Source organism: Nocardia pseudovaccinii (genome assembly GCF_050942345.1).
Taxonomy (GTDB): Bacteria; Actinomycetota; Actinomycetes; order Mycobacteriales; family Mycobacteriaceae; genus Nocardia; species Nocardia pseudovaccinii.
The window spans coordinates 3,672,434-3,690,786 of sequence record NZ_CP192074.1; the positions used below are offsets into that span (position 1 = coordinate 3,672,434).

At 67.1% G+C, this 18,353-nt stretch carries 19 protein-coding genes; 7 read left to right on the plus strand and 12 right to left on the minus strand.

Features of this window, described 5'->3' with window-relative positions:
* Positions 1 to 34: 34 nt before the first annotated feature.
* The 3 genes from ACQPZ2_RS16490 to ACQPZ2_RS16500 all read right to left on the minus strand — a co-directional run bounded on the left by ACQPZ2_RS16490 (position 35) and on the right by ACQPZ2_RS16500 (position 3,528).
* Positions 35 to 1,003, minus strand: a complete 969-nt coding sequence (locus tag ACQPZ2_RS16490; RefSeq protein ID WP_433526355.1) for a sigma-70 family RNA polymerase sigma factor — start codon at positions 1,001 to 1,003, stop codon at positions 35 to 37.
* 194 nt (positions 1,004 to 1,197) lie between these two features.
* Positions 1,198 to 2,715, minus strand: coding sequence for a DUF7059 domain-containing protein (locus tag ACQPZ2_RS16495; RefSeq protein WP_433526356.1), 1,518 nt, complete (start codon positions 2,713 to 2,715; stop codon positions 1,198 to 1,200).
* A 72-nt stretch (positions 2,716 to 2,787) separates the two neighbouring features.
* A complete protein-coding gene (locus tag ACQPZ2_RS16500) occupies positions 2,788 to 3,528 on the minus strand; it encodes a VOC family protein (RefSeq protein ID WP_433526357.1) in 741 nt (246 codons plus the stop codon).
* A gap of 225 nt (positions 3,529 to 3,753) precedes the next feature.
* Between ACQPZ2_RS16500 and ACQPZ2_RS16505 the strand changes: the two genes are divergently transcribed.
* Complete coding sequence (locus tag ACQPZ2_RS16505) at positions 3,754 to 5,082, plus strand: MFS transporter (RefSeq protein WP_433526358.1); 1,329 nt, start codon at positions 3,754 to 3,756, stop codon at positions 5,080 to 5,082.
* Between the two features lie 183 nt (positions 5,083 to 5,265).
* Here the strand turns inward: ACQPZ2_RS16505 and ACQPZ2_RS16510 are convergent, their stop codons facing one another.
* Positions 5,266 to 5,619, minus strand: a complete 354-nt coding sequence (locus ACQPZ2_RS16510) for a DUF3099 domain-containing protein (RefSeq protein ID WP_063043590.1) — start codon at positions 5,617 to 5,619, stop codon at positions 5,266 to 5,268.
* Between the two features lie 172 nt (positions 5,620 to 5,791).
* Between ACQPZ2_RS16510 and ACQPZ2_RS16515 the strand changes: the two genes are divergently transcribed.
* Complete coding sequence (locus ACQPZ2_RS16515) at positions 5,792 to 6,028, plus strand: DUF3039 domain-containing protein (protein ID WP_063043591.1); 237 nt, start codon at positions 5,792 to 5,794, stop codon at positions 6,026 to 6,028.
* Here ACQPZ2_RS16515 and ACQPZ2_RS16520 read toward each other — a convergent pair.
* Positions 6,001 to 7,209, minus strand: a complete 1,209-nt coding sequence (locus tag ACQPZ2_RS16520) for a YihY/virulence factor BrkB family protein (RefSeq protein WP_433526359.1) — start codon at positions 7,207 to 7,209, stop codon at positions 6,001 to 6,003. The two genes, ACQPZ2_RS16515 and ACQPZ2_RS16520, sit on opposite strands and share 28 nt — an antisense overlap.
* Positions 7,210 to 7,497: 288 nt before the next feature.
* Between ACQPZ2_RS16520 and ACQPZ2_RS16525 the strand changes: the two genes are divergently transcribed.
* Positions 7,498 to 9,156, plus strand: a complete 1,659-nt coding sequence (locus ACQPZ2_RS16525; protein WP_433527440.1) for a DEAD/DEAH box helicase — start codon at positions 7,498 to 7,500, stop codon at positions 9,154 to 9,156.
* Positions 9,157 to 9,165: 9 nt separating this feature from the next.
* Here the strand turns inward: ACQPZ2_RS16525 and ACQPZ2_RS16530 are convergent, their stop codons facing one another.
* Entirely contained in the window at positions 9,166 to 9,774 is a 609-nt protein-coding gene (locus ACQPZ2_RS16530; RefSeq protein ID WP_433526360.1) for a TetR/AcrR family transcriptional regulator, read from the minus strand.
* A 107-nt stretch (positions 9,775 to 9,881) separates the two neighbouring features.
* Here ACQPZ2_RS16530 and ACQPZ2_RS16535 point away from each other — a divergent pair, with 107 nt between their 5' ends.
* Positions 9,882 to 10,622, plus strand: coding sequence for an SDR family NAD(P)-dependent oxidoreductase (locus ACQPZ2_RS16535; protein ID WP_433526361.1), 741 nt, complete (start codon positions 9,882 to 9,884; stop codon positions 10,620 to 10,622).
* 15 nt (positions 10,623 to 10,637) lie between these two features.
* Here ACQPZ2_RS16535 and ACQPZ2_RS16540 read toward each other — a convergent pair whose 3' ends face one another.
* On the minus strand, positions 10,638 to 11,702 hold the full coding sequence (locus ACQPZ2_RS16540) for an AraC family transcriptional regulator (protein ID WP_433526362.1): 1,065 nt from the start codon (positions 11,700 to 11,702) through the stop codon (positions 10,638 to 10,640).
* 55 nt (positions 11,703 to 11,757) lie between these two features.
* On the opposite strand from ACQPZ2_RS16540, the gene ACQPZ2_RS16545 reads away from it, so the two are divergent.
* Positions 11,758 to 12,327 carry a class I SAM-dependent methyltransferase gene (locus ACQPZ2_RS16545; RefSeq protein ID WP_433526363.1) on the plus strand — a complete coding sequence of 190 codons (570 nt, stop codon included), beginning with the start codon at positions 11,758 to 11,760 and terminating at the stop codon, positions 12,325 to 12,327.
* 6 nt (positions 12,328 to 12,333) lie between these two features.
* Here ACQPZ2_RS16545 and ACQPZ2_RS16550 read toward each other — a convergent pair whose 3' ends face one another.
* Both ACQPZ2_RS16550 and ACQPZ2_RS16555 read right to left on the minus strand, forming a co-directional pair.
* On the minus strand, positions 12,334 to 12,894 hold the full coding sequence (locus ACQPZ2_RS16550; RefSeq protein ID WP_433526364.1) for a hypothetical protein: 561 nt from the start codon (positions 12,892 to 12,894) through the stop codon (positions 12,334 to 12,336).
* Complete coding sequence (locus tag ACQPZ2_RS16555) at positions 12,894 to 14,639, minus strand: DEAD/DEAH box helicase (protein WP_433526365.1); 1,746 nt, start codon at positions 14,637 to 14,639, stop codon at positions 12,894 to 12,896. Before ACQPZ2_RS16555 ends, ACQPZ2_RS16550 begins: the two co-directional genes overlap by 1 nt.
* A 143-nt stretch (positions 14,640 to 14,782) precedes the next feature.
* On the opposite strand from ACQPZ2_RS16555, the gene ACQPZ2_RS16560 reads away from it, so the two are divergent.
* Entirely contained in the window at positions 14,783 to 15,523 is a 741-nt protein-coding gene (locus tag ACQPZ2_RS16560; RefSeq protein WP_433527441.1) for a TetR/AcrR family transcriptional regulator, read from the plus strand.
* Positions 15,524 to 15,591: 68 nt separating this feature from the next.
* Here the strand turns inward: ACQPZ2_RS16560 and ACQPZ2_RS16565 are convergent, their stop codons facing one another.
* A complete protein-coding gene (locus ACQPZ2_RS16565; protein ID WP_433526366.1) occupies positions 15,592 to 15,786 on the minus strand; it encodes a DUF7455 domain-containing protein in 195 nt (64 codons plus the stop codon).
* A 273-nt stretch (positions 15,787 to 16,059) separates the two neighbouring features.
* On the opposite strand from ACQPZ2_RS16565, the gene ACQPZ2_RS16570 reads away from it, so the two are divergent.
* Complete coding sequence (locus ACQPZ2_RS16570; RefSeq protein WP_433526367.1) at positions 16,060 to 16,434, plus strand: DUF952 domain-containing protein; 375 nt, start codon at positions 16,060 to 16,062, stop codon at positions 16,432 to 16,434.
* Position 16,435: 1 nt separating this feature from the next.
* Here ACQPZ2_RS16570 and ACQPZ2_RS16575 read toward each other — a convergent pair whose 3' ends face one another.
* Both ACQPZ2_RS16575 and ACQPZ2_RS16580 read right to left on the minus strand, forming a co-directional pair.
* Complete coding sequence (locus tag ACQPZ2_RS16575; protein ID WP_433526368.1) at positions 16,436 to 17,080, minus strand: response regulator; 645 nt, start codon at positions 17,078 to 17,080, stop codon at positions 16,436 to 16,438.
* Entirely contained in the window at positions 17,077 to 18,273 is a 1,197-nt protein-coding gene (locus tag ACQPZ2_RS16580; protein WP_433526369.1) for a histidine kinase, read from the minus strand. Before ACQPZ2_RS16580 ends, ACQPZ2_RS16575 begins: the two co-directional genes overlap by 4 nt.
* Positions 18,274 to 18,353: the final 80 nt, after the last annotated feature.

Sequence of the window (18,353 nt, forward strand, 5' to 3'; positions counted from 1 at the left end):
GCGCCGGGATCACCGGCACGAGTTATTGCGGGAATCAGCTGGCGTAGGCGCGCAGGCGATCGGCCCGCTCTCCCTTGCGCAGCTTCGACATGACCTCACGCTCGATCTGACGAACACGCTCGCGGGAGAGCCCGAAGAGCTTGCCGATCTGATCGAGAGTGCGCGGCTGGCCGTCGTCCAGGCCGAAGCGCAGCCGGATGACCTGCTGTTCGCGCTCGTCCAGGGTGGCGAGCACGCTGCGCACATCGTGGTGCAGGAGCCCGGCGATCACGGCGGATTCGGCCGAGGTGGCCTCGGAGTCCTCGATGAAATCGCCCAGCGGGGCCTCTTCGTCATTGCCGACCGGCATATCCAGGCTTACCGGGTCGCGGCTGTGGTCGAGCAGATCGGAGATCTTGTCGACCGGAATGCCGGACTCGCTGGCGAGTTCGGCATCGGTGGCCTCGCGACCGAGCTGCTGATGCAGTTCCCGCTTGATCCTGGCCAGCTTGTTGACCTGCTCGACCAGATGCACGGGGAGGCGGATGGTGCGGCTCTGATCGGCCATACCGCGGGTGATGGCCTGCCGAATCCACCAGGTGGCATAGGTGGAGAACTTGAATCCCTTGGCGTAGTCGAACTTCTCCATTGCCCTGATCAGGCCGAGGTTGCCCTCCTGGATCAGGTCCAGCAGCGGCATTCCGCGGCCGGTGTAGCGCTTGGCGAGGGAGACCACGAGCCGGAGGTTGGCTTCGAGCAGATGCGAGCGCGCGGCCTGGCCTTCGCGAACGACGGCGGCCAGATCGCGTTTGCGGGTGGCCGACAGTCGCTTGCCGGTCTCCAGCAGATGCTGCGCATAGAGGCCCGCCTCGATGCGCTTGGCCAGCTCGACCTCGTCGGCTGCCGTGAGCAGTGCGGTACGGCCGATCCCGTTCAGGTACACACGTACCAGGTCGGCGGCAGGGCTCTGGGCGTCGAGGTCCGAATCGCTGGTGCGCACACGAGTGGTGGCGGGGCTTGTCATGACTTGCCTCCTGTCGGTGGTGTCTCACTCCGAACAACGGACCCGACAGGTAGAAAGTTCCCCGCTACTGCTCCGATAAACCGCTCTGAACTGCGGTTTCCATCACTCGCGTCTGAGAAGTTCCTGAGAACCCCACCCTGTCGGAACAGCCCGTGCGCGAAGCGTCCGGCGGGATGCGAGCGGTTGCCGCTTCGTTACACGGGCCGCACCAAACCGTGGCGAACCAATCCGGCCACCACGGATAATGCGTCGGCCGCGAACTCCTCGGTCACCTCGCCCGATCCGTCGGCGAGCGCGAACAGTTCTATCAGCTCTTGTAACGGCAAACCCTCGGCGCGCATTCCCGCGACGAGTGCGATGGTGGACTCGTCCACTTCGTGCTGCCAGCGCGGTCCGTCGCCGCGGTGCAGCCGCGCGACCTGCTGTTCCCAACCGAGTTCGCTGTGCAGATAGACCCGTTCAAGCGCGGTTGCCGGATCGACCACGAAACGTGTTGACCAGGCGAGATTTTCCTCGGCGGCGGCGCGGCGCAACCAGGCCGAGCGCGCGAAATACGCGGTGGCCTCGGCGCCGAGCGGATCGTCGAAGCCGTGCCTCAGGTCCTCGGCGAGCAGTTCGGTCGGACCGTCGATGGCGTGCAGGTAGACGAAGCCGAAGCCGATGCCCTCGACGCACGCGGCGGTGAAGGCATCGAGCCACTGCTCGGCGCGCTCCTGTGCGGCCGGGTCGCGCGGATCCAAACCCGCGTCACGCAGCCATGTTCCGACATAGAGGGCCGGATCGGCGACATCGCGCTGGACCACCCAGGCATCGACGCCGTGCGCGGGCAGCCAGGACGAGACGCGTTGGCGCCAGTCCTCGCCGTCCACATGCACCCATGCCGCCAGCATCGCGGCGGTGCCATCGGGGGCGAGCAGGGCGGGGGCTTGCGAGATCACCAATTCGCTCGCGCCGTCGAGGGCGAGGCCGGAGTCGCGGTAGGTGTGTTCGATGCGCGCGGGGCCGACGACGAACGGCGGATTGGCCACCACCTGGTCGAAGCGGCGACCGGCCACCGGCTCGAACCAGGAACCGGCCAGAAGTTCGACATCGAGTCCGTTGAGTGCGGCCGTCGCCTCGGCCAGCCACAGGGCGCGCGGGTTCACGTCGGTCGCGGTCACCCGGTCCGCGTACGCGGCGGCGTGGACGGCCTGGACGCCGCAGCCGGTGCCCAGGTCCAGCACCGAACCAACGCGGCGGGTCGGAGTGGCGCGCAACAGCGACAGGGAGGCATGTCCGACGCCGAGTACGTGATCCTCGGTCAGGGTGCGCCGGAACATCGAATCGTCGAGGTCGGACAGGATCCAGCGGGTGCCCTCGCCCGCGTCGAGCGGACGCAGGTCCAGGGCCGCGCGTACATCGTCGCCGTCGCGGGCGAGCAGGCCGGCGGCTACCGCGCGGTCGATCTCCACCGGTGCCAGTGCGGCCGCGACATCGCGTTCGGGCAGTGCGTCACCGAGCAGCAACAGGCGGATCAGGGTTCCGAGTGCGCCCGCTCGGCGAGCGGCGCGACGCACCGGTACCGGTTCGGACCGGCCCAGCGCGGCGTGCGCGTCGGCGCCGAGCACTTCCAGCAGCGTGTCGGCGTCGTAGCCGACGCGGGTCAGCGCGGCCCGCAGATCGGGGCACAGCGCGGTGAGCAGCGATCCGGTGGTCGTCTGGTTGGTAGGCACACCGGTACTCTGCCACCGCGACACGCCGACAACCGAAACATGCTCGTCGTGTCACCCGGACAGCGCGCGATCTCAGACGCCGTTCGGGTCGCGGCCGGTAATGCAGTAGGGCGCGTCGGCCGGATCGGACATGACGATCCAGTGCTCATGGCGCTCGACCAATGTCGCGCCGAGGGACTCGTGCCAGGCGGCGGTGGCGTCGATATCCGCGGAGGCGAGGTCGATGTGCGCGCTGGCGGGTCGGTCCTCGCCTAGGCGCTGCAGCAGAAGCTGTACGGGCAGTGGCTCTTTCGCGCGCAGCCGGGCGAATTCGGGCAGGCGGCCCTGGGTGAGATCCCAGTTGGTGAGGGTGGTCCAGAAGCGGGATTCGGCGGCGTGGTCGGTCGGGCCGATATCGAGGCAGACCTGGTCGAGGCGGGTGAGGGTGCCGTCCGGGGCGCGCACGGCCGGGGCGGGCGTGCCCTTCGCGCGGCCGCTGGGGGTGAAGCAGAAGATCTGACCGCCCGGGGACCGCAGCACGGCGTAGCTCTTGTGGTTGGCGACCAGTTCGGCGTCGAGGTCGAGCGCGATGCGGACCGCGGCGGTGACATCGGCGACGTCGAAATCGAGGTGTACCCGGCCGAGTCCGGTCACCGCCTGCATTTTGACGCCCGCATCGGCGAAGAGTGCGGGGTCCGGTAGGAGCGTGAGGAATTCGTCGTTCTCGCCGCGTCGCGGCGAGAGTTGGGTGTCGGTGATCGTCGACCAGAATGTCGCGCATTCGTCGAAACGTTGCGTCGGGCGGTCGAGGAAGGCCCAGACCCACCGAATCATGCTTTCTCCTGTTTCCTGGCGGGAGTTCCCGCGCCGCAGCCGGGCATGCAGTTGTCGCATCTTCCGGCGATTCGGCGCCGCCCGCGCCCGGTTGGCGCGGATGTGTCGCACATCACTGGCGCTGAGAGAGTTCCCGTCGCTTACCCCCGCCACACAGTAGGTGTCGCCCGCGATGCTGTCGAGCCGGTTTCGGCTCGGCCGTGACTGGCACGATCTTGGCGGTTTATGGCATTCCGGCCACTCGTTCGATGCGCGAAATTCCGGCACGCTCAGCGGGTGACTGAACTGCAGACGCCTCGGACACCTGTCGATTCCGTGCCGAGGCGGCTGCACCCCGCCTGGATCGTCGCCGGTGTGGGATTCATCGCGCTCCTGGGCGCGGCGGCGTTCCGGTCGGTGCCGAGTGTGCTGCTGGATCCGCTGCACGAAGAGTTCGGCTGGTCCCACGGCACCATCGGGGCCGCGGTCTCGCTGAATCTGTTGCTGTACGGGCTGATTTCGCCGTTCGCGGCGGCGCTGATGGACCGATTCGGTATCCGCCGGGTGGTGGCGTGCGCACTGGTACTCGTCGCGGCGGGCAGCGGGCTCACCGTATTCATGACCCAGCCTTGGCATTTGGTGGCGACTTGGGGGCTCTTGGTCGGAGTCGGCGTCGGATCGATGTCGATGCCGTTCGTGGCGACGATCACCGGTCGCTGGTTCGTGCGTCAGCGCGGACTGGTTACCGGCGTGCTCACCGCGGCGGGCGCGACCGGGCAGCTGATCTTTCTGCCGGTGGTGTCCGCTGTCGCGCATGAGCACGGCTGGCGAGTACCCTCGCTGATCGTCGCGGGTGTCGCGCTGGCGGTGGTGCCGCTGGTCCTGCTGTTCATCCGCGATTTCCCCAGTGACGCAGGCGTTTCCGCGTACGGCGCCGAACCCGGCAGCACAGTTGGACTGCGTGTGCAGGCGACCGGCGGCGCGACCCGCGCGCTGACGGTCTTGACCACGATCGCGCGCAGTCCCGGATTCTGGCTGCTCGCAGGCGGATTCGCGATCTGCGGCGCATCGACCAACGGTCTGGTCGGCACCCACTTCGTCAGTGCCGCACACGATCACGGCATGCCGCCGACCACCGCCGCCGGTCTGCTGGCGCTGGTCGGCATCTTCGATGTTGCGGGCACCATCTTCTCCGGCTGGCTCACCGACCGCGCCGACCCCCGCTACCTGCTGGTCGGCTACTACACGCTGCGCGGACTTTCGCTGCTGATCCTGCCGTCGCTGTTCGCGCCGGACACGCAGCCGAGCATGTGGGTGTTCATCATCTTCTACGGCCTGGACTGGATCGCCACCGTCCCGCCCACAGTCATGCTGTGCCGCGAGCTCTTCGGGGCCGACGGCCCCGTCGCCTTCGGCTGGGTCTTCGCCTCCCACCAGATCGGCTCCGCCATAGCCGCCACCGGCGCCGGCGTCATCCGCGACGTCCAAGGCTCCTACAACCTCGCCTGGTACATCGCCGGCGCCCTCTGCGCCGCCGCGGCCCTCATGTCCGCCGCCATCCGCCGCCACCCCTGACACCGAGAATGCGCTGGTGGCGGGCGGTTCTCGACGTTTGCCCACACCGTTGCACGGTGATCACTCGTCCAGCTTGATCGTCGGCATGTCGGCACCCGCGTGGTGGCATGCCGCGATCCTGCCCTTTGCCTACCGGCCCAGGACCTAACCCTCCCCGCCCGCGGACCTCGCCCGACCCCAGCCTCAGGAATCGATGGCGCGATGCGGCCGGGATTCGATGGCGGTGCGGGGGCGGTCCCAGCGGCTGGGTTCGTCCTTGCGGCGCGGTGGGCGGTCGTTGGCGATGAGGACGGCGATCCAGGGGAGCGGGATCGAAGCGGTGATGATCAGGATCGAGAGCAGGGCGTTGCTGAAGACGCTGTAGGCGATCGCGGCCAGGATCAGGCAGGGGATGCGGAACGCCATGATGATGGTGTAGCGCCGAACCCTGGCGCGGTGCTGATCCTCCAGTGACGGCGCGGCCTCGGTGATCAGCACCGGGTGCTTCTCGTCATTGCCGGGGAAGTAGCCGGTGGACTTGCGGGGTGGCGTCGGCATCGCGACGTCCGGGCGATCACCGCTGCCGATGTCGTCGGCGTCGGGGGTGTCGCCGTACTGCTGCATACCCTGAGTCTTCCACTGTCGACGGCGCACCGCACATGGCCTGGTCAGCTCGACGAACACCGACCGTCATCAGCCGAGCTCGCGAGTATGCGGCATCATGGAATCCGTGAGTACCGACACTCTGGTTCGCCCGGATACGACCACCGACGAGACGACAGGCGACGACACCCCCAAGTTCTTCCACTACGTGAAGAAGGACAAGATCGCCGAGAGCGCCGTCATGGGCACCCACGTGGTCGCCCTCTGCGGTGAGGTCTTCCCGGTGACCCGCTCGCCGAAGCCCGGCTCGCCGGTCTGCCCGGAGTGCAAGAAGGTCTACGACGGCTTGCGCAAAGGCGACTGAGCCGACGCCGATGACGGATCGCCGGGCGCGCTGAGTCGTGTCCGGTCGGCATCGGCGCCGTTGTCGTGTGTCCGCTCGATCGGCCCCTGAGCCTCCTGTGGGTTCGGGGGCTTCGCTGTGGCTGGATCATCCTGTTCGGTGTCGGAGTCGTCTCCGCCCAACTGATTGGACAACCATTCCTTCACCTGATCGATGCGGGTGCTGCGAGCGGGCCAGAATTCCTGCACCGCGGCATTGAATTCGGCGCCGAGGATGACCGCGAAGCCGAGGAAGAACGTGAACAGCAGGAATGCGATCGGCGTTGCGAGCGCACCGTAGCTGACACCTGTCCTGGTGACCCAGGACAGATAGCGTCGCAGTCCCTCGCTGGCGGCCATGAAGAACACGCCCGCGACCAAAGCCCCGCCGAACAAGCGATGCCACGGCAGCGATTTGTGCAGTGCCAGCTTGTACAGGGTGGTGAGCCCGATGATCAGCACCAGGCCGACGCCCGGGTAATAGAACGAGTCGATCAGCCGCAACCCGGGTTCCCGCCACGAATCCGGCAGGACCCGTCCGATCAATGTCGGCCCCAGCGCGATCAGCGGGAGCAGGAATACCGCGACCACCAGGAACAGCACATACAGCAGCAACGCGAAGATGCGCTGCCACACCGGATGCCGGGCATCCTTCTGGCCGTGCGCCTCGACGATCGAATCCACGAAGGTCGACATGGCCGAGGATCCCGCCCACAGCGACATTACGAAACCCACCGAGACGAAGGCGGCGCGTCCGCGACTGAGCACATCGGTGACGGTCGGTTCGATCAGATCGCTCACCACACTGGTGCTGAACAGGTCCCGGCTGAACGCGATGATCTTCTGCTGGACGATCTCCACGGTATCGGGTCCGAACCATTCCCCGACGTAACCGAGGCTGCCGAGCACCCCGAGCAGCAGCGGCGCCAGCGACATGGTCTGCCAGAACGCCGCGGCCGCGGATTTGGCGAAAATCGAATCGTTCCATGACTTCACCGCCACCCGGACGACAAGTTTGCCACCATGTCGCGCGACATGCGCAGCTCGCGTTGCGGCGTTGCGCGCATAGGTCGCCGCCGTGGGTTCCGCGCCGCCTCCGCCGCTGTGGATCGGCTGGTCGCCGACCCCCGGGGTGTGGCGCGGTAGAGCACTTTCGTCGGTCATGATGCTTAACAGCATTGCGCATCCGAGCATATTGTTCCGGTTTGCCGTGGCATCGAGACGATGGGGAGCAGATGAACACGGCGTGGCGCACGGTTCGGCGTGTGACGCCCGTCGCCCACGCCGCGTCGGTTTGGCGACACGCCATGGGGGACAGCTAGGGTCGTCCTCGTGACTGTGTCGGGTGGCGCCGCTGTGGCGGGAGAAGCGGAAACACCGGGCGATTCGCAAAAATCGAGCGCCGCGGGTTCCTCAGGTGGTTCGCTACGTGCTTGGCAGCGCCGGGCCCTGATGAAGTATCTGTCCACCAAGCCCAGGGACTTTCTCGCGGTGGCGACGCCGGGCGCGGGTAAGACCACCTTCGCACTGCGGGTCGCGGCCGAACTGCTGGCCGACCGCACCGTCGACCAGGTCACCGTGGTCGCTCCGACCGAACATCTCAAACATCAGTGGGCCCAATCCGCGGCCCGCGTGGGCATTCAGCTGGATTCGCGCTTCTCCAACGCGACCGGTGCGACCTCCGGCGACTATCACGGCGTCGTGGTCACATACGCACAGATCGCCTCGCATCCCGCGCGGCACCGTGTCCGCACCGAAAGACGCAGAACGCTGGTGATTCTCGACGAGATCCACCATGCGGGCGATGCGAAGTCCTGGGGTGAGGCGACCGCCGAGGCATTCGGTGACGCCACCCGCCGGCTCGCGCTGACCGGTACCCCGTTCCGCAGCGATGACAGCCAGATCCCGTTCGTGATCTACGAACCCGATGAAGCCGGTTTCCCGCGCTCGCGCGCCGACCACACCTACGGCTATGCGGAGGCATTGGCCGACGGCGTGGTCCGGCCCGTTGTCTTCCTGGCGTATTCCGGTGAGGCGCACTGGCGCGACAGCGCGGGGGAGGAGTATTCGGCCCGCCTCGGTGAGCCGCTGAGCGCGGAACACACCGCCCGTGCGTGGCGCACGGCCTTGGATCCAGCAGGCGACTGGATGTCCAAGGTGCTCGTCGCCGCGGACACCCGGCTGCGCCAGCTGCGTGCGACCGGTATGCCGGATGCCGGTGGGCTGGTGATCGCCACCGATCAGGAGCGGGCCCGCGATTACGCCGAACTGCTGGAACACATCTCCGGCGAGCGGCCAGCGGTGGTGCTCTCGGATGATCCGTCCTCCTCGAACCGGATCGCCGAATTCAGCAAGAACACCCAGCCGTGGATGGTCGCGGTCCGCATGGTCTCCGAGGGCGTCGATGTGCCGCGACTCGCGGTCGGCGTCTATGCGACCAGCGCCTCGACCCCGCTGTACTTCGCCCAGGCCATCGGCCGGTTCGTGCGTGCGCGCAAGCCAGGCGAGACCGCAAGCGTGTTCCTGCCGTCGGTGCCGGTGCTGCTCGATCTGGCCGCGCAGCTGGAACTGCAGCGCGATCACGTCATCGGCAAGCCGCACCGCGAGCAGAACGGCCTCGAAGACGAACTCCTGATCGACGCGAACAAACAGAAGGACGAGCCGGGCGAGGACGAGAAGCCCTTCGTCGCGCTCGCCGCCGACGCCGAACTCGACCAGGTGATCTACGACGGATCCTCCTTCGGCACAGCGACTTTCGCGGGTAGTGCCGAGGAGGCCGACTACCTCGGGATTCCCGGGCTGTTGGACGCGGAGCAGATGCGGGCGCTGCTGCGTGAACGTCAGTCCAAGCAACTCGCCGAACGCGGTGAGGCCGCGACGCCCGATCCTGGTCCGCAGGTCGCCTCGGCCGCCGAGCGGGTCGCGACCGCGGACAAGCTCGGTGAGCTGCGTCGTGAGCTCAACAGTCTGGTCGCCATGCACCACCATCGCACCGGCAAGCCGCACGGTGTGATCCACGGTGAGTTGCGCCGCGAATGCGGTGGTCCGCCAACGGCATTGGCCACCGCGGACCAACTCGGTGAGCGCATCGCCGCCCTGCGCCGTAAGTAACCGCGGTGATCAGTGTGCGATGGCCGACGCGGGCCACGCTGCCATGGCACAGTCGATGGATCGGGTGAGTTCGGTGTGCGAAGCGCCGTCGCGGGCGCAGATCGACAGACCGTACAGGACCGTGGTGTAGAAGCTCGCGAGAGCCGCGGTATTGGCGTCGGGAGATAGATCACCTTCCGTGACACCGCGATCCAGGCGCTCGCGGATGTCTTGGGTTGTCTCGCGGCGCTTTTCGACCAGGAAGTCGCGGATGGATTCGCTGCGGGTGGTGTAAGTGGAGCCCGCCAGCACGACCATGCAGCCGTGCGGTTTGTCTTCGTGGGTATAGGCAGTGGCGTTGTCGCGCAACATGGCTTCTATGCCGGCGCGGGCGGTCGGCTCCTCGCGCAGGGCGCGTGCGGTGTAGCCGCCTTCGGTCTCGCCGTACAAGCCGACAGCCGCGCGGAACAGCTCTTCCTTGCCGCCGAATGCGGCGTACAGGCTCGGTGAGTTGATGCCCATCGCCGCGGTGAGATCGCTCATCGACGAGCCCTCGTATCCGTGTTCCCAGAACACCTCCATGGCGCGACGTAGCGCGACCTTGCGGTCGAATGCGCGTGGGCGTCCACGTTCGGCCATGACCCATTCCTTTCTGTGTCAATCGTTAAATATACCCCTTGACGCCGTCGCGCCTCATGCGCTTAGCTATTTATGTACTGATCGACACAGAATTAGGAGGAGTCACGATGTCGGATCTGACTGGCAAAGTTGCGCTGGTGACCGGGGGTAGCCGGGGGATCGGAGCGGCGATCGTGCGGCACCTGGCCGCGGCGGGCGCGGATGTGGCACTGACCTACCAGCACAACGAACTGCTGGCGAAATCGGTGGTCGCCGAGGCGGAAGCGTTGGGGCGGCGCGCCATCGCCATTCGAGCCGACAGCGCTGACGCGGGCGCGGTCGTTGCGGCGGTGCATCGGGCCGCGACCGAACTCGGCAGGCTCGACGTGCTGGTCAATAACGCGGGCATCTTCCCGGCCAAGCCGTTCGAGCAGTTCACCGTCGAGGAGATCGACCGCGCGCTCAGTATCCACGCGCGGGCGGCGTTCGTCGGCTCACAGGCGGCGGTCGAGCATATGTCCGAGGCTGGACGAATCATCAGCATCGGCAGCAACCTGTCCGAGCGCGCCGCATTCGGTGGACTCACGCTGTACAACCTGAGCAAATCCGCACTCAACGGATTCACGAAGGCCCTTGCGCGCGAACTCGGTCCGCGCAACATCACGGTCAACCTGGTGCAGCCGGGCTCCACGGACACCGATATGAACCCGGCCGACGGTGACCACGCCTCCCATCAGATCGACCTGAACGCGCTCGGCCGCTTCGGCACCACCGACGACATCGCCGCCACCGTAACCTTCCTCGCCGGCCCCTCCGGCCGCAGCATCACCGGAGCGACCTTCACTGTCGACGGCGGCACCAACGCCTGACTCCGCAGCGCGCGATTACCCGGTGAAGTAGCGGCCGGGGGAGACGCCGACGGTGCGGCGGAAGGCGGCCACGTAGGCGCTGGGGGTGGCGTAGCCGACGCGGCCCGCGATGCGGGCGATCGGCAGACCCTCGGCGAGCAGGGGGAGGGAGGCGGCAAGGCGGATCTGGGTTCGCCACTGGCCGAAGGAGATTCCGGTTTCGACGAGGAACAGACGGGCCAGGGTGCGGGGGCTGGTTGCGGCGTCGGCGGCGAATTCGGCGAGGGTGCGGGGGTCGGCGGGGTCGCGGGTCATGGCGTCGGCGACCCGTCCGGCTCGGGCATCCACCGGTCGGCGCGCGCCGACGGGAATCACGTCGACCGGCTCGAGCAGGTCGAAGATGACCGCCTCCGCGCGCTCGCGCCGCGTGGCGGGATTTCGGGTCGCCGCCGCGGCGGTCCCTTCAGGTCGAGCGTCCGCGAGCGGGCGGGCGCTGACCGGATTCTCGTCGGCCTGCTCGAATCGAACCGCTTCCGCGCGCTCGCCTCGTGCCGCGGCGACGTTGTCGGCGCGATTTCCAGTCGCCGCGGTGACCACCCCGTCGGTTCGGGTGTCCGTGCGCGGGTGCTCGCTGGGAGTGGGCTCGTCGACGTGCTCGCGTCGCTCCGCGTCATCTCCGCGCGCGAGGGCGGTGTCGGGTTCGGTGAGATGGTCGAACAGTTCGCGCAGCAATGGCGACACTCGGAGCATTGTCGGGGTGGTGAGCGAGACCGGGCATCGGTCGGGTGCCACGAAGATGCCGCGCATGATCGCGCCCTGGGCGGTTCCGGTTCGGTGTCGGGTGCCGCCGGGGATCCACAGGGCACGGGTGGGTGGCAGCACCCAGTACCCGTCGCCGATTTCGACGGCGATGACGCCCCTTGCCGCCCAGGCGATTTGGTGCTGCGGATGTTCATGGGTGTCGAACCAGTAGCCCGCGGACATGACGCCCGCGCCGAAGACCATGGCGGTATCACCGATCGCGGCAGGGAATACCGCGGATCCGTCGTTCAGTTGGGATGTCCCGGGTTGGGGCACCAAGAATTGGCCGTTTCGCGACACAACTTGTCACCGTAGCCTGTCGTGGTCACAGCCGACCGCTTCTAGCGTCGATCGCATGGCGATGAACTACGTACACAAATTGATGTGCCGATCGGCCGCGTGGGAGCGTACGAGTACGACGCGGATCGTCCCGTGGGCGCTGTCCGGTCTCGACCTCGGTGCGTCCGCACTCGAGATCGGCCCCGGCTACGGTGCCAATATCCGCGCCTTGCGAGAGCGCACCAGCAAACTGACCGGTGTCGAGATCGATCCGGTGCTCGTCGATCGGCTGCGCACGCGGCACGGTACCGCGATGACGGTGATCGAGGGCGACGGTGCGGATATGCCCTTGCCCCCGAGCCAATTCGACTCGGTCGTGTGCTTCACCATGCTGCACCACGTACCCACTGTCGGAGCACAGGACGCGCTTTTCGGCGAAGCCCTGCGTGTCCTGCGTCCCGGCGGTGTATTCGCAGGCAGCGACGGCCTCGACGGCCGCGTATTCCGCCTGCTGCACCTCGGCGACACCTGCGTGCCGGTACCGCCGGAGCACGCCGCGGACCGGCTCACCCGAGCCGGTTTCACCGATGTCGAGATCGAAACCGGCGAACGCAGTTTCCGTTTCCGCGCCCGCCGTCCCGAGTGAATCCTTTCAGCGCACCGCTATTGCGGCCTCGAAGTAGTCCGCAGGATCGAGTGCATTGATCGGCGTCCAGCGGGGAGACGCGACCGGCGCTGTCGAATCGTGCGGTGCCGCTTGAAAATAGCCTTGGATCTCCAGCGCCAGGCGAGGGTTCTCGTCCACGCGGCGGGCCATGTCGTAGCACACCGCAAGGACGTGCACGCAGCGGGCGATGCGAGCCGGACAGGAGCAGTCCGTCCCGGCTGGGCCAGGCGCCGGGCTGATGCCGGCGTCGACCAGCGCTCGGTGCATTTCATCGGTGAGAACTGTTGTATCCGGGATGATTTCGGCGATCGCCGTGATGGCTGAACGGGAAAGTGGCGCGACTTCGAGGTGGGTTACCGAGGCCTGCCCACCGCGATGGATGGCGGCGCGGACGATGCGCCCTTCGACGGTCGCCTGGACACCGTTGTTTCTGGCAATACTGCGGGCTCGGGGGAGCAGCGGGTCGGGTCGGGTCTGGCGCAGAGGTTCGGCGAGCCGGACCCAGTCCATCCCCCATGCCGTGTATCCGAATTCGTTGTCCGCCATCAGTTCTCCCTCTTGCGGCGCAGGATTTCGATGAGCTGGTCGTCGTCGAGGCGGGCCAGTGCGGCGATCCCGGCCGAATCGTTGAGGTCCGCGAGGGCGGATTTGCGGTCGTGCATGCCCGCGATGTGCTCCTCGACGGTGGTGCCCGAGGTCAGGGTGGTGATGGTGACGGTGCGGGTCTGGCCGATGCGGTGCACCCGGTCGGAGGCCTGAGCTTCGACGGCCGGATTCCACCAGCGGTCGAAGTGGATGACATCGGCGGCACGCGTCAGGGTGAGACCGGTGCCTGCGGCGCGCAGACTCAGGATCAACACGGGCGGACCGTCTTCGGCCTGGAAGCCCGAAACGATCTCGGCCCGCTCGGCCTGACTCAGTCCGCCGTGGAAGAACGGCGCCCGCACCCCGAACTGCTCGTGCAGGTGGCGGACCAGCAGGTCACCGGTGGCGCGATACTGGGTGAATATCAGTGTCGGGTCGCCGGTTTCGAGATTGTTGGCCACGATATCGGCGCACAGGTCCAGCTTTCCGGACCGGCCCGCCAATTCGCTCAGCTCGCCGGTGATCAGGCCCGGATGGTTGCAGACCTGCTTGAGAGCGGTGAGCGCCGCGAGCACCCGGCTCTGCCGTTGCACGCCATGGCCGAAGCCGTCATCGATCGCCTTGTCGAGCAGCTGGTCGTACAGCCGTTCCTGTTCGGTGGTCAGATCGCAGAGCAGATCGCTGTGGATCTTCGCGGGCAGCGAAGCGGCGACCTGAGCCTTCTTGCGCGCCAACAGCACCGGTTCGAGCGCATCCCGCAACCGGGCCGCCGCGGCCGCCGAACCCTCGTGGATCGGCCGGACGAATCGACGACGGAACTGTGTGCGATGCCCGAACAGCCGCGGCGCCACCAGATTCAGCAGCGCCCACAGCTCCTCGAGATGGTTCTCCACCGGCGTACCCGTCAGCGCGACCTTCGCCTCCGCCGTCAATGCCCGCGCCGCCTTGGACACCTGCGCGCGCGGATTCTTCAATGCCTGCGCCTCATCGAAAACGACTGTCGTCCAGGAGCGATCGGTCAACACAGCACCGTGCAACCGCAGTATCGGATACCCGGTCACCACAATGGTCCCGGCCTCATCGGCGATCTCACCCCCACGCCACGCCACCACCCGCAGCCCCGGCGCGAACCGCGTGATCTCATGCGCCCAGTTCCCCACCAGCGACGTCGGACAAACCACGAGCTGCGCTCCGCTCTCGGCCCGCCCGAGCAGAAACCCGATGGTCTGCACCGTTTTTCCGAGCCCCATCTCATCGGCCAAGACCGCCCCACCGTGCGCCGCGACGGTCTCGTGTAACCATCCAACCCCGCGCACCTGATACGGCCGCAACTCCGCCTTCAGCCCGGCCCGCAGTTCCGCCCCGGCACACCGTGTTTCACGCAACACCCGCACCGCACGCTCGGCGGACACGATCGATGTTCCGACGCCGTCAGGGACAGCGTGCGCCGCAATGGGCAGCGGCACCGTCTCGGCATCACCCGGTCCGGCTCCGTCCTGCAGTACTGCGCGCCAAGTGTGTACGGACGGGCCCGCGTTACCGAGCTCCAGGTCCAACAGCTCGTCCGGATCAACGAGTGCGCATTCGACATCCGTGACCTCGATCGCGCCGTCCGGACCCGTCGGCACTGCCAAAGAGAGTGCTTCCCGATCACCGTCGGGCGCGCGGCCGGGCGCGGATCCGTTCCAGGTCCACAGTGCGAACATGTGGCGGTCGGGTAGATAGGTGGCCTGTGTGCTGCGCAGAGCGGTCCCCTAGATCGTCGTATGGTGTACGGAGTATTATAACAACGTACAGCGTACCGAATTAATTCCGAGAGGACCGCGTGACCGACCAGGCGAAACAGTTGATGAGCCTGCTCTGGCGACATGCTGTGCCGCCGCGATCCGGTGGGCGCGGCCCGAAGCAGACGGTGAGTGTCGATGAGGTCGTCGTCGCCGCGATCGCCCTCGCCGATCGGGAGGGGTACGAGAAGGTGTCGATCCGCGCGGTCGCCGCCGAACTCGGCCTGCGCCCGATGAGCCTTTACACCTATGTGCCGAGCAAGGAGGCTTTGACCGTGTTGATGGTCGACACGGTCGCACTGGAGGACGCGCCCATCCCGATCGATCTCCCGGTCCGCGACCGAATGTCCGCGATCGCCGAGCAGGTCCGTGCGGAACTGATCGCGCACCCATGGCTGCTCGAGGTGCCGCCGTGGCGGCTGGTCCTCGGTCCGGGCCGGATGCGCCGATATGAACGGCAGCTGGCCGCGATCGAGGGGATCGGGTTATCCGATCTGGCTATGGATCGGGTGATCGCGGTGCTGTCGGAATTCGCGACCGGCAATGCGCGGATGGCGATCGCCGGAATCCGCAGTACCGCGGAGCTGACCGACGCGCAGTGGTGGGAGCAGCACGGCCCGCTGCTGACCGAGGTCATGTCGGTCGAGGAGTTCCCGATCGCCTCGCGGGTCGGTGCGGTGGTAGGCGAACGCTATCAAGCGCCGTCGGACCCGCCGGGCGACTTCGCCTTCGGTCTCGGCAAACTACTCGACGGCATCCTGTCCGGGGTAGCGGGACCGGAAACGCCGACAGCGGGCGACCTGTAGGTCGCCCGCTGTCGTCTATCAGCGATGTTCTGTTGTTCGATGCTGTTGTGTCGGGACGCGAGGACTGGTCAGAGCGTGGGAGCCGATTCCGTATCGATCACGGCTTCGAGCTCACGCAAGCGATCCATGTGTTCATTCGCGTGGTGCTGGCAGAAGAGCAACTCGCCACCTGCGGGCAATACGGCACGAACTCGTGCGGCAGCACCGCAGCGGTCGCAACGATCGACCGCGGTCAGTGGGGTGCTTGTCAGGGTTCCTGGCATGACTCCTCCGTCCTGGCTCCCGGCACTACAGTCCGTTCACCTGGTGTGGGGCCCGTGGTCACTCCGCGGGCTCGCTACCGCTACTTCCCAGCAGGGGTATGACTACTCTGTCAGACGTTCGGGACGGGGGCTTTGTTCCCGGAAGTGATTCTGTGTGTTTTCGATAACACCACCTGGGATTTCGCTACTGGCGAACATCACTGGTTACGTATCGAACTCCACTCGACCACGATCACGAACAGGCCTATCCAGTTGTCTACCGGGAGATTACCCGTGATCCATGACACTCACACGCTCGTTCACATTTGCACACTCGCCGATTGGCTGACCGCCCGGCAAACCGGCGAGTACCGCCCGGAATCGTTCGAGGAGATCGGGTTCATCCATCTGTCCACGCCACAGCAGGCGCATCTGCCCGCCAACCGATTGTTCGCCGGACGGCGTGACATGGTGCTGCTGCGCGTCGATCCGGCTCGCGTCGGCGCGCCGGTGAAATGGGAACCGGGCGTGCCGACCGATCCGGAATCGATGCTGTTCCCACATCTGTACGGTCCGCTGCCGGTCGGCGCGGTCACCGCCGTGGTCGAGTACCAGCCCGGGGCGGACGGCACCTTCGCCGCGCTCGACCCGAACTTTCCGGCATCCTGACCTACCGCTTTCTGGCCTCGCGCGCCACGATGGCGGCCTGAACGCGAGACCGCACACCGAGTTTGGTGAGCACACGTGAGACATGTGTTTTGACTGTTGTCTCACCGATGAACAGCCGCGTGGCGATCTGCGCATTGGACAGACCGTCGCCGAGGCAGTCGAGCACCTCGCGTTCGCGTTCGGTCAGCTCGTCCAAGCCGTCCGGCGCGGGCCGGGCCGGTTCGCCATCGGTCGAGGCGAACGCATGGATCACCGCGGCGGTCACCTCGGGCGCGAGCACGCCGTCACCCGCGGCAACCGCACGCACCGCATCGACAAGTGCCTGTCCCGACGCGGATTTCAGCACGAAGCCGGACGCGCCGGCGCGCAGCGTCCGGAAGACGTACTCGTCCAGGTCGAAGGTCGTGAGGATGAGCACCCTGGCCAAGCCGTCGTCGGTGATGCGGCCGGTGGCGGTGATGCCGTCGACGCCCGGCATGCGCACATCCATCAGCACCACATCCGGGCGCAGCGCCTTGGCCTGTGCCACCGCGATATCGCCGTCGGCGGCCTCGCCGACCACTTCGATGCCTTCGGCGGTCTCCAGGATCATCCGCAGTCCGGCCCGGATCGCGCCGTGGTCATCGGCGATCAGTACCCGGATCATGACACCTCCGTCGTCGAGATCGGCAGTCGCGCACGGACTTCCCAGCCACCGGCGCTGGGTCCGGCGGTGAAGGTGCCGCCGAGGGCTACGGCTCGTTCCCGCATATTCATCAGACCACTGTGGCCCGCGTCCTCGGATCGTCGATTGTGTACCGGTACCGTCGGATTGCGCACCGAGAGGGCCAGATCCGTTGTCTCCGTACGCACGTCGATATCGACCGCCTGTCCCGGTGCGTGTTTCATGGCATTGGTCAGTGCTTCCTGGACGATTCGGTAGGCGGCCTGGTCGACCGCGCTCGGCAGCGCCGTCCCGTTCAGCGAATCCCGCACGCGCACGGTGATTCCGGCGGCCCGGGCAGCATCGACGAGAATTGGCAGCTGAGCCAGTTTGCGCGGCGCGGCCGCGTCGTCCTCGGCGCCGTCGTCGCGGCGTAGCAGACCGATCATGGTGCGCATCTCCTGCAGCGCGCTGACACTATTGGATCGGATCGACGAAATGATCCCGGCGACAGTGGGATCGGTTTCCCGCCGGGCCAGCACCCCGAGCGCCGCTTCGGACTGGATGGCGATGGCCGACAGGTGTCCGGCGATCACATCGTGCAGATCGCGCGCCATCGTCTTGCGTTCGTCGGCGATGGCGGCGCGCCGATCCAATTCGGCGACCAGTGTCATCGCCTGTGCGCGTTTGCGTTCGGCCTCGGCGATCTCCTTGTGTCCGCGCACCGACAGTGCCCACCACAGCGGCGTCGCGACGAAGGCGAACAGTGCGGCGATGGTGATCACCGCGACCCGCCAGTCGCCGAGCACGAGGGCCAGCACGGTCAGTACGGCCGAGACCACGCCGCAAACCGTGACCAGCCAGCGCGAACGCGCGGGCGCGGCATACAGCACACCGGCATAGACCAGATCCGAATAGATGAGCCAGACCGGCACCGTCGGACCGAGTGCGAAATCGATGGCGAACGGGATCAGCCCGATACCGAGTGCCGACATCGGCATGCGACGCCGCAGGAAGGTCGCCACGCAGATCAGCGTGAGCACCCCGAACCGCACCGGCAGCGGCGGATGGCGGCTCAGGTCACTGGCCATCTCGAACAGGCCGGTCAGATAGAGCGCGGCGCCGAGTACAAGCGCGAAGGCGGCGACCAGCGCGTCCTGCGCGGTCGCCGACAAAGCATCCCAGTGCCGTCGCATCGCCCCATCACAGCACATGCCCTCGCGTCCCCGGGTCCGCCGAAGGAATGAGTGTCGGTGGGCTGTTGGGCGGTCAGCCG